This is a genomic window from Pseudonocardia charpentierae, from assembly GCF_031845345.1.
GTDB classification, from domain to species: Bacteria; Actinomycetota; Actinomycetes; order Mycobacteriales; family Pseudonocardiaceae; genus Pseudonocardia; species Pseudonocardia charpentierae.
On sequence record NZ_JAVREJ010000060.1, the window covers coordinates 1 to 9336 of the forward strand.

Annotated in this window: 11 protein-coding genes and 1 pseudogene; 5 read left to right on the top strand and 7 right to left on the bottom strand. The window is 72.8% G+C overall.

The genetic code is table 11. The annotated features are described in order from the left end of the window. Positions 1 to 218: 218 nt before the first annotated feature. The 4 genes from zwf to RM445_RS31455 are packed head-to-tail and all read left to right on the top strand — an operon-like array spanning position 219 to position 4080. Positions 219 to 1808 carry a glucose-6-phosphate dehydrogenase gene (gene zwf, locus RM445_RS31440; protein WP_311560509.1) on the top strand — a complete coding sequence of 530 codons (1590 nt, stop codon included), beginning with the start codon at positions 219 to 221 and terminating at the stop codon, positions 1806 to 1808. Between the two features lie 46 nt (positions 1809 to 1854). Further along, complete coding sequence (gene opcA / locus RM445_RS31445) at positions 1855 to 2832, top strand: glucose-6-phosphate dehydrogenase assembly protein OpcA (protein WP_311560510.1); 978 nt, start codon at positions 1855 to 1857, stop codon at positions 2830 to 2832. Next, a complete protein-coding gene (gene pgl / locus RM445_RS31450) occupies positions 2829 to 3608 on the top strand; it encodes a 6-phosphogluconolactonase (RefSeq protein WP_311560511.1) in 780 nt (259 codons plus the stop codon). The genes opcA and pgl overlap by 4 nt, the downstream gene beginning before the upstream one ends. Before the next feature lie 7 nt (positions 3609 to 3615). After that, positions 3616 to 4080, top strand: coding sequence for a hypothetical protein (locus tag RM445_RS31455; RefSeq protein WP_311560512.1), 465 nt, complete (start codon positions 3616 to 3618; stop codon positions 4078 to 4080). On the opposite strand, the gene RM445_RS31460 is transcribed toward RM445_RS31455, so the two are convergent. Continuing rightward, a complete protein-coding gene (locus RM445_RS31460) occupies positions 4028 to 4525 on the bottom strand; it encodes an Lrp/AsnC family transcriptional regulator (RefSeq protein ID WP_311560513.1) in 498 nt (165 codons plus the stop codon). The two genes, RM445_RS31455 and RM445_RS31460, sit on opposite strands and share 53 nt — an antisense overlap. A 93-nt stretch (positions 4526 to 4618) precedes the next feature. On the opposite strand from RM445_RS31460, the gene RM445_RS31465 reads away from it, so the two are divergent. Continuing rightward, a complete protein-coding gene (locus tag RM445_RS31465) occupies positions 4619 to 5059 on the top strand; it encodes a rhodanese-like domain-containing protein (protein ID WP_311560514.1) in 441 nt (146 codons plus the stop codon). A gap of 139 nt (positions 5060 to 5198) precedes the next feature. Here the strand turns inward: RM445_RS31465 and RM445_RS31470 are convergent, their stop codons facing one another. The 6 genes and pseudogenes from RM445_RS31470 to RM445_RS31495 all read right to left on the bottom strand — a co-directional run. Then, positions 5199 to 6146, bottom strand: a complete 948-nt coding sequence (locus tag RM445_RS31470; protein WP_311560515.1) for a type IV toxin-antitoxin system AbiEi family antitoxin domain-containing protein — start codon at positions 6144 to 6146, stop codon at positions 5199 to 5201. Between the two features lie 296 nt (positions 6147 to 6442). Further along, entirely contained in the window at positions 6443 to 6784 is a 342-nt protein-coding gene (locus RM445_RS31475; protein ID WP_311560516.1) for an RNA polymerase-binding protein RbpA, read from the bottom strand. A 36-nt stretch (positions 6785 to 6820) separates the two neighbouring features. Next, positions 6821 to 7057 (bottom strand): preprotein translocase subunit SecG, encoded by a 237-nt coding sequence (secG, locus tag RM445_RS31480; RefSeq protein WP_311560517.1) that lies wholly within the window; start codon positions 7055 to 7057, stop codon positions 6821 to 6823. Positions 7058 to 7178: 121 nt separating this feature from the next. Continuing rightward, entirely contained in the window at positions 7179 to 7964 is a 786-nt protein-coding gene (gene tpiA, locus RM445_RS31485) for a triose-phosphate isomerase (protein WP_311560518.1), read from the bottom strand. Further along, positions 7964 to 9181, bottom strand: coding sequence for a phosphoglycerate kinase (locus RM445_RS31490; RefSeq protein WP_311560519.1), 1218 nt, complete (start codon positions 9179 to 9181; stop codon positions 7964 to 7966). Before RM445_RS31490 ends, tpiA begins: the two co-directional genes overlap by 1 nt. 6 nt (positions 9182 to 9187) lie before the next feature. Then, positions 9188 to 9336: pseudogene (locus RM445_RS31495) on the bottom strand (type I glyceraldehyde-3-phosphate dehydrogenase); the annotation flags it as partial.

Sequence of the window (9336 nt, forward strand, 5' to 3'; positions counted from 1 at the left end):
CCCCCCCCGGCCGGTGCCTTCTCCGCCTTGTGTCTTTCCTGCAGGGTGTGGACCGGCACGTGTCCGTCCGGCGACGATCACGGAACCCGGGCGACGCGGTCGCCCGCGACTGACCAGGATGTGCAGCGGGGCCCGCAGGAGGGCCCCTGTACGCGAGGATGCTGGAACCACTGATGGCGACCACCGATGGCTGGGGGACGAGTGCTGGGGGTGACGCGATGACCACCGGGACGACCACGGGGACGACCGGGCGACGAGGTCAGCTCGACGGCTGGACGAACCCGTTGCGCGACGCGCGCGACAAGCGGCTGCCACGGATCGCGGGCCCGTCCAGTCTGGTGATCTTCGGCGTGACGGGCGACCTGTCGCGCAAGAAGCTCATGCCCGCGGTCTACGACCTGGCGAACCGCGGCCTGCTCCCCCCGGGCTTCTCGCTCGTCGGGTTCGGGCGCCGCAAGTGGACGGCGGCCGACTTCGGGCAGGTCGTGCTCGACGCGGTCAAGGCGGGTGCGCGCACCCCGTGGCGCCAGGAGGTGTGGGACCGGCTGGCCGAGGGCTTCCGGTTCGTCCAGGGCACCTTCGACGACGACGAGGCGTTCGACCGGCTCAACGACACGATCGACGAGCTCGACCGCGAGCGCGGCACCGGGGGCAACGCGGCGTTCTACCTGTCGATCCCCCCGTCGGACTTCCCGGTGGTCTGCAAGCAGCTGGCCCGCTCCGGGCTGTCGGCCCAGAACGATTCCGGCGAGAACGGCCACCAGTGGCGCCGGGTGGTCATCGAGAAGCCGTTCGGGCACGACCTGGACTCGGCGATCGAGCTCAACGAGATCGTCAACGACGTCTTCCCCGAGGAATCGGTGTTCCGCATCGACCACTACCTCGGCAAGGAGACCGTCCAGAACATCCTGGCGCTGCGGTTCGCGAACCAACTGTTCGAGCCGATCTGGAACAGCCACTACGTGGACCATGTGCAGATCACCATGGCCGAGGACATCGGGCTGGGCGGGCGCGCGGGCTACTACGACGGGATCGGCGCGGCCCGCGACGTCATCCAGAACCACCTGCTGCAGCTGCTGGCGTTCATCGCGCTGGAGGAGCCCACGTCGTTCTCCGCCCGCAGGCTGCGCGCCGAGAAGATCAAGGTCCTCAACGCGACCCGGCTGGTGTACCCGCTGGAGGAGACCACGGCCCGCGGGCAGTACACCGGCGGCTGGCAGGGCGGCGAGCTGGTCCGCGGGCTGAAGGAGGAGGAGGGCTACGACCCCAACTCCAAGACCGAGACCTACGCGGCGATCACGTACGAGGTCGCGACCCGGCGCTGGGCCGGCGTGCCGTTCTACCTGCGCACCGGCAAGCGGCTCGGCCGCCGCGTGACCGAGATCGCCGTGGTGTTCAAGCGGGCGCCGCACCTGCCGTTCGACGCCACGATGACCGAGGAGCTCGGCCAGAACGCGTTCGTCATCCGGGTGCAGCCCGACGAGGGCGTCACGATGCGCTTCGGGTCGAAGGTCCCCGGCAGCCAGATGGAGGTCCGCGACGTCACGATGGACTTCGGCTACGGCACGGCCTTCACCGAGTCGTCCCCCGAGGCCTACGAGCGGCTCATCCTGGACGTGCTGCTCGGCGAGCCGTCGCTGTTCCCGGTGAACGAGGAGGTCGAGCGGTCGTGGGAGATCCTCGACCCGGTCATCGAGCACTGGGCGACGCTGCCCGAGGGGCCCGACCCGTACGCGGCGGGCAGCTGGGGGCCCGTTTCGGCGGACCAGATGCTGGCCCGCACCGGCAGGCACTGGCGCAGGCCGTGAGCCCGCTACGGTCCGGTCGCACCATCCACCCCGAAGGGACGCTGCGGTGATCGTCGATCTGCCCTCGAGCACGGTCTCGGTGGTGAACAAGAAGCTCGTCGAGCTGCGCGAGAGCGGCGGTGTGCTCGCGCTCGGCCGCGTGCTGACGTTGGTGATCATCACCGACGACGGCGGCGCTATCGAGAAGGCCATCGAGGCGGGCAACTCCGCTAGCCGCGAGCACCCGTGCCGGGTGATCGTGCTCGCCCGGGGCCAGCGTCGCGCCGCCCCGCGCCTGGACGCGCAGATCCGGGTCGGCGGCGACGCCGGGGCCAGCGAGGTGGTCGTCCTGCGCGGCTACGGTGCCCTCGCCGCGGACGAGGCGGGTGCCGGCATGGTGATGCCGCTACTGCTGCCCGACGCCCCGGTCGTGGCCTGGTGGCCGAGTGAGGCGCCCGCGGAGCCGTCGACGGACGCCATCGGCCGGTTGGCCGGGCGGCGGATCACGGATGCGCTGTCGGCGAAGAACCCGGTCAAGGCGTTCGAGCAGCGCCGCGCGAACCACGCCGAGGGCGACACGGACCTCGTGTGGACCCGGCTGACGCACTGGCGGGCGCTGCTCGCCTCCGCGCTCGACTTCCCCCCGCACGACACCATCACCTCGGCGTCGGTGACCGGGGAGACCGTCTCGCCGTCGACGGACCTCATGGCGGGCTGGTTGGCCACGCGGCTCGGGGTGAAGGTGCGCCGATCCAGGGCGGACGGCGCCGGGATGGTGTCGGTGCGGCTGGACCGGCGGTCCGGGCCAGTCGAGCTGATCCGCCCGGACGGGCGCACCGGCACCCTGCGCCAGCCCGGCCAGCCGGACCGGCTGATCGCGCTGGCCCGGCGCACCGTGCCGGACTGCCTGGCCGAGGAGCTGCGCCGGCTGGACCCGGACGACGTGTACGGCGAGGCGCTCGCCGGGGTCGGGCAGATCTCCCGCGGCCGGTCCTCGTCCTCCACGTCGTCGTCCGCGGGCCAGTCCGGGGAGGCGGAGGCATGACCCGTCGCGACATCGTCGTCCACGCGAACCCGGACGTGCTCGCCGCGGCCGCGGCCGCCCGGCTCGTCACGCGGCTGGTCGACGTGCAGGCGGCCGGCCGCGTCCCCCGCCTCGTACTCACCGGCGGCGGGATCGGGATCGCCCTACTGGAGCACCTGGCGAGCGGCCCGGCCCACGACGCCGTCGACTGGCGGCACGTCGACTTCTACTGGGGCGACGAGCGGTTCCTGCCACCTGGCGACCCCGAGCGGAACGAGACCCAGGCCCGCGCGGCGCTGCTGGACCACCTGCCGGTCGACCCGGAACGGGTGTACCCCATGGGCGCCGACACCGGCACCGGGCCCGCTGGGGCGGAGGAGGCCGCACAGGCCTACGCGGACCTGCTCGCCGGGCAGGCCCGCCCGGAGGACCACGGGCCCGTCCCGACCTTCGACATCACGCTGCTCGGGATGGGCGGCGAGGGCCACACCGCGTCGGTGTTCCCGCACTCCCCCGCGGTCTACGAGACCGAGCGCACCGTCGTCGCGGTCCACGGCTGCCCCAAGCCGCCGCCGACGCGGGTGTCGCTGACGCTGCCTGCGATCCGCCGGTCGACCGAGGTGTGGATCCTCGCGACCGGCGACGCGAAGGCCGCGGCCGTGGCGCTCGCCCTGGGCGGCGCGGGCGAGGTCGCGATCCCGGTGGCCGGGGCGACCGGGACACGGCGCACGCTCTGGCTGCTCGACCGCACCGCGGCGGCGAAGCTGCCCCGCGACCTGGGCCCGCCCGTCGCCTGAGGACGACATGCTGCACCTCGTCGTCGATGCGGCGAACGTCGTCGGGTCGCGTCCGGACGGATGGTGGCGCGACCGTGCCGGCGCCGCCCGACGGCTGGCGGGCAGCATCGTCGCCGTGCTCGTCTCCCGGCCCGAAGACCTCGTGGAACTGCTCGACGGCACGGCGCCCTCCTCGGCCGAGACCGCCGGCTCGGATCCCGCGGAGACCGCGCTGCAGGTGCACCTCGTCCTCGAGGGCGCAGCCGCGAAGGTCGACGACGTGCCGACCCATCCCCTGCTGGACGTCGTGCACGCGCCCGCCGAGGGCGACAGCGCGATCGTCGCGCTCGTCGGGGGGCTTGCAGGCGAATCCGGACGAGTGCTGGTGGTGACCGCCGACCGTGAGCTCCGGGAGCGGGTCCGGGCCGCCGGCGCGGAGGTCACCGGACCGGGCGCGTTCCGGGCGGCCCTGCCGGATCCCGGGCGGCGATGACGCCCAGAGCCGGGAGCACGGACCGGCGTGGCAGCGGGCTCGAGTAGACGACGCTCGTCGTGACCCCGCCGAGGCCGCCGATGCGACCGGTGACCTCCTCGAGGTGGCGCATCGACCGCGCCCGGACGGTGAGCACGAAGCAGTCCTCTCCCGTCACGTGGTGCGCCTCGACGATCTCGGGAGTGGTGTCGAGCAACTGGTGGAACGGCCGGTAGTTGGCGTTCGGGTAGCGCAGCCGGACCAGCGCCGCGATCGGCAGCCCGAGCTTCTCCGCGTCGACCTCGCACGCGTACCCGGTGATCACGCCGGACTCCTCCAGACGCCGCACCCGCTCGGCCACCGCGCTCGCCGAGAGCCCGACCGCGCGCCCGAGCTCGGCGTAGGCGGCCCGCCCGTCGCGCAACAGCTCGTCCAGAACCCGACGGTCGACGTCGTCCAGCGCCATTTCGTGAAGCTACCGTGGAATCCACGGCTTCAGAGCGATTCTGCCGTGGATCGTCACTTCGCCCGCGCCGTTCGGCCCCCTAGCGTCGGCGGCATGTCGATCTCGCCCGTCCTCACCGCCGCCCCCGCCGCACCGGACGTCGCCGCCGCGTTCTTCGCGATGCGGCTGGCCTGCCAGACCGACGTCTCGGACGTCGCGGCTGCCCTAGCCTCCGGCCACCCCGGTTTCGTGCTGCTCGACTCCCGCAGCGACGCGGCGTGGGCGCAGGGCCGCATCCCGGGCGCGCGCCACCTGCCGACGGCAGCCGTGCCGGAGGCCGACCTGGAGCCCGACCAGGTCTACGTCACCTACTGCTGGGGCCCGGGCTGCAACGGCGCCACCCGCGCGGCGCTGGCACTGGCGCGGCGCGGGGTGCGCGTCAAGGAGATGCTCGGCGGCATGGAGTACTGGGTCCGCGAGGGGTTCCCTGTCGCGACCGAGCACGGCACCACGACCGGGCCGGTGGACCCGCTGACCGCTCCGTGCGGCTGCTGAACGGCTGCCGCACGATCAGCCGGGTTGATCGTGTGGGCGCTTCCGCGGCCTTGGCGCCCCCGGATGGTCCCGCACGATCAGCCGGATTGATCGTGCGGGCGGTTCCGCGGCTCTGAAGCGGCCGGATGGTGCCGCACGATCAGCTCGCTCGGGCCGCAGCGCGGGCGAACCGCGCCGCGACCTCGGCACGTCCACGACGTGAGCGCATCTCCGCAGGCACCCAGCGGACCACCTCGAGCCGGTGGACGTCGCGCAGCCAGTCTTCGCGCTGCTTCTCGGCGAACAGCGCGCCGGGCTCGTCGTACTTGCCGGCGCCGTCGGCCTCGCCGACCACGCGGTCGAAGAGCATGTCCACGCGGGCGCTGCGACCACGCCCGTCGGTGAAGGTCACCTGCAGTCGGGGCCGCGGCAACCCGGCCTCCAGCAGCCACCACCGCGAGCTCGACTCGAACCAGTTCTCGGCCAGGGGGTCGGCCCGCTCGACGACCTGCTCGGCGATCAGATCGGCGGAGCGCAGCCGGGTGTACCGCCGGCGCAGTGCGGTCCGCAGCGCGGCAGGGGTGGTGAGCTCGCGGCCCAGCGCCGCGTCGGCGATGGCGAGCGCCGAGTCCGGGGCCAGCACTTCGCAGCAGTCGAGCACCAGGCGCGCGCCGGCGAGCACCGGCACCCCGGCGATGTCGACGACGTCCGCGTCGTCGTAGTCGACGACGTGCACGTCGCCCAGCAGGGGGTCGTTGGTCGGTGCCGGGCCTCGGCGGGTGATGCAGGCGAGCGGGTCCGGGCGCCAGGGCGGCAGCGGCAGTCCGAGCAGGCGCACGGCGCTGAGGTGCGAGACGACGGCGGGCCGGGCCAGGCAGGCCAGCAGGGCGGCGCACTGTGCGTGGTGAGCCGGATCGCCGACGACCCGACCGGCTGCCATCGAGCCCGTCGGCTCCGGCACCCACGGGACGAACGCGTCGTCGGCATAGATCCCGCGGCGGGCCCGGGTCCAGAGACCTGCAGCCAGGAGTCGACGAACGGCGGGATCGTCGACGCCCATCGCCCGGCACTGTGCGGCGGTGACGACGCCGCCCTGAGTCGCGGCCATCTCACTCATCCACGTGCTTGCGGCAACGAGCGCGGGCGAGGGCGGAAGGCGGCGTCCCATGCCCGCCAGGGTCCCGATCCTCGTCGCCCCACGCGAACGGCTGTCCACAGGCAGAGCTGATCGTCCGGCGCCAATCGCGCACCGGTACGGGCTCAGCCGGTCCCGTGTTGCCGCACGATCAGCTGAGCTGATCGTGCGGGTCCTCAGCCGGGCCACACGGCTGCTACGGGTCCCGCACGATCAGCGAGGTTGATCGTGCGGGCGCCGGCGCACGCCCGGGCCGGGCGCGAACGACGCTAGAGCTCGCGAGCGGCCCGCAGGCGACCCAGAGCCTCCTCGAGGATCGCCGCGCCGTCGGCGTCGCTCCGGCGCTCCTTCACGTAGGCGAGGTGCGTCTTGTAGGGCTCGGTCCGCGGCGCGGCCGGCGGGTTCTCGGTGTCCCGGCCGGCCGGCAGGCCGCAGCGGGGACAGTCCCACAACTCGGGGATGTCCGCGTCGGAGGCGAACGACGGGGCCGTGAGGTGCCCGTTCGAGCAGTGATACCCCACCCGGGCCCGGGGCGCGGTCTCGCCGCGCTCGGACTCCCCCATGGGTCCCGCGCCCACTCGCGTACCACGGATCGCGTTTCCGCCCGCCATCGCCGTTGCCTCCCGAAACCGATGTGCCCGAAACCGTCAGACGCCGGCCTTGACCAGCAGCCCCGTGCCGATGATGGCAATGATCCAGATCGACGCCACGAACAGCGTCATCCGGTCGAGGTTCTTCTCCACCACGCTCGAACCCGACAGGCTGGACTGGACGCCGCCGCCGAACAGGGTGGACAGGCCGCCGCCACGGCCGCGGTGCAGGAGGATCAGGAGCACGAGCAGCACGCTCGAGATGATCAGCACGATCTGCAGTGCGAGTTGCATCCCATCCTCATTCCCACGTCCGGCAGCGCCAGGGTACCGGCGGGCCGGCGGCACGGGCGCCCCCGGGGTGGGGGACGTCCGTGATCCGGAAGTCGGTACGACGCTACGCGCCGTTACGCGCCTACGGCAGTGGTCCGCCCGCGGCGATCGCGCACAACTGGGCGAACCCGTCGGCGTCCAGGCTGGCGCCACCGACGAGCGCGCCGTCCACGTCGGACTGCGACACGATCTCGCCGACGTTGCTCGGCTTGACCGACCCGCCGTAGAGCACCCGGATGCCGGCAGCGATCGTCTCGCCGTACTTCCCGGCCAGGGCCTGCCGGATCGCGGCGCACACCTCCTGGGCGTCGGCCGCACTCGCCACGCGACCGCTGCCGATGGCCCACACCGGCTCGTACGCGACGACCAGCGTCTGCGCGTGCTGGCTCGACACCTTCTCCAGCCCGGCCAGCAGCTGGGCGGTGGTGTGCTCGACGTGCCGGCCCGCCTCACGGACCGGCAGCCCCTCCCCGACGCAGAGAATCGGCACGATCCCGTGCTTGACGGCCGCGTGCACCTTGCGGTTGACGAGCGCGTCGTCCTCGCCGTGGATCTCCCGGCGCTCCGAGTGCCCCGCGAGGACGTAGCGGCAGCCGAGCTTCGCGAGCATCACCCCCGACACGTCGCCGGTGTAGGCGCCGGAGACGTGCGGCGACAGGTCCTGCGCGCCGTGCACCATCTTCAGCCGGTCGCCGTCGATGAGCGTCTGCACGCTGCGGATGCCGGTGAACGGCGGCAGCACCGCCACCTCGACCCGGTCGTAGTACTTCTCGGGCAGCGCGAAGGCGAGCTTCTGCACCAGGGCGATGGCCTCGAGGTGGTTGAGGTTCATCTTCCAGTTGCCGGCGATCAGCGGCGTGCGTGCCATCAGGCGCTCCTCTGCCCGTTCTCCAGAACGGCGATACCGGGCAGCTCCTTGCCCTCCAGGTACTCCAGCGACGCGCCGCCGCCGGTCGAGATGTGGGAGAACCCGTCTTCGGGCAGGCCGAGCGCGCGCACGGCCGCGGCCGAATCGCCACCGCCGACGACGCTGAACGCGCCCTTCCCGGTGGCGTCGACGATGGCCTGGGCGACCCCGCGCGTGCCCTCGGCGAACGGGGCCAGCTCGAACACGCCCATCGGGCCGTTCCAGAAGATCGTCTGCGCACCGGCCACGACGTCCGCGAACGCGGCGACCGACTCAGGGCCGATGTCGAGGCCCTTCCAGCCGTCCGGGATCTCCTCGACAGGAACCGTGCGGGTGTTGGCCTCGGCCGAGAAGTCGTCGGCCACCACGACGTCCGTCGGCAGGACGATCTTGCCGGTCTCCAGGAGGCCGCGGCTGGCGCCGATCTGGTCGCTCTCCAGGAGCGAGTCACCCACCCCCAGACCACGGGCCGCGAGGAAGGTGAAGCACATCCCCCCGCCGACCAGGAGTGAGTCGACCTTCGGCAGCAGTGCCTCGATCACCGTCAGCTTGTCGGACACCTTGGAGCCGCCGAGCACGACGACGTAGGACCGCTCGGGTTCCTCGGTGAGCCGCCGGAGCACGTCCACCTCGCTGCGCACCAGCCCGCCGGTGTAGGCGGGCAGGAGCTGCGCGACGTCGTAGACCGACGCCTGCCTGCGGTGCACGACGCCGAAACCGTCGGAGACGAACGCGCCGGTCGGGCCGGCCAGGGCCGCCAGCTCCGCGGCGAGGGTCCTGCGCTCGGCGGCGTCCTTGCTGGTCTCCCGCGGATCGAAGCGGATGTTCTCCAGCAGCACGACGCCGCCGTCGGCCAGCGCTCCGGCCGCGGCGGTGGCCTCGTCGCCGTGGTCCGCGAGCGTGACCTCGGTGCCGAGCAGCTCACCGAGGCGCCCCGCGACCGGAGCGAGCGAGTACTCGGAGTTGTCCGCACCGGGCTTCGGACGGCCGAGGTGGGCGGTGACGACGACCCGGGCACCCGCGTCGAGCAGGGTCCGGATGGTGGGCACGGAGGCGCGGATCCGGCCGTCGTCGGTGATCCGCGCCCCGTCCAGCGGGACGTTGAGGTCCGAGCGCACCAGCACGGTGCGCCCGGACACGCCCTCGGCGACGAGGTCGTCGAGAGTCTTCACGACGATCCTTTCTCAGAGCTTGGAGGCGACCAGGCCGGCGATGTCGACCAGCCGGTTCGAGTAGCCCCACTCGTTGTCGTACCAGCCCACGACCTTGACCTGGTTCCCGATCACCTTCGTCAGCCCCGAGTCGAAGATGCACGACGACGGGTCGGTCACGA